General features: G+C 54.3%; 1 protein-coding gene. It reads left to right on the plus strand.

What is annotated here, in order from left to right; all coding sequences use genetic code 11:
- A partial coding sequence (locus E6C55_RS33235; protein ID WP_136374115.1) for an IS110 family RNA-guided transposase occupies positions 1 to 660 on the plus strand: 660 nt, incomplete at its 5' end.
- Between the last annotated feature and the right edge of the window lie 173 nt (positions 661 to 833).

Below are 833 nucleotides of genomic sequence, written 5' to 3' on the forward strand. Positions count from 1 at the left end.
GAACTCGAGCCCGAGCAGATCATGAACATGTCGATGGAGGAGCTTGTCGCCTTCTTGCAGGACAAGGGCAAAAACCGTTTTGAGAAGCCCGAGGAGATTGCGACGTTTCTCAAGAAGCTCGCACGCTCCTCCTACCGGTTGGACAAGGCGATGGCCGATCCCGTCAACATCTCCCTGGCGACGACGCTCAGCGTCATCCAGCACCTCGAATCCGAGGTCAAGAAGTTGGACAAGGAGATCGCCAAGATCATGAAGGGCATCCCGCAGACGCTCATGTCCGTCAAGGGCATCGGGCCGGTTTTCGCTGCCGGGATTCTCGCCGAGATCGGCGGCATTGATCGTTTTCCGGATCACCATGCCTTGGCCAAGTACGCCGGTCTCGTCTGGAGCCAGCACCAGTCCGGCGAATTCGAAGCGGACGAAACGTCGCGTATGCGCACCGGCAACAAGTATTTGCGCTACTACCTGGTTCAAGCCGCTGACTCCGTCCGCAAGCATGATGCCGAGTATGCGGCGTTTTACCAAAAGAAGTACGACGAAGTTCCGAAGCACAAGCATAAACGCGCACTCGTCCTTTCTGCACGAAAATTGGTACGGTTGGTCTTCATGCTACTGAAAACCAACACCCTGTACACGCCACCCGAGAGGAGGAATCCGTAAGTTTACCGGTTTCTACCTTTTCTAACAGCTAGCCCACGCTAAATTGTCGTCTGAAAATTTCGACAACATGGTGGGTCTCGCTTGGTGTTCGCTTTTTTCGGCACCGATGGCGTTTCGTCCTGACTTTTTTCCAATTTCACAGTTTCACCTACTTGACATTGCACCGCTGGGCT

Source organism: Cohnella fermenti (assembly GCF_004801405.1).
Classification (GTDB): Bacteria; Bacillota; Bacilli; order Paenibacillales; family Paenibacillaceae; genus Cohnella; species Cohnella fermenti.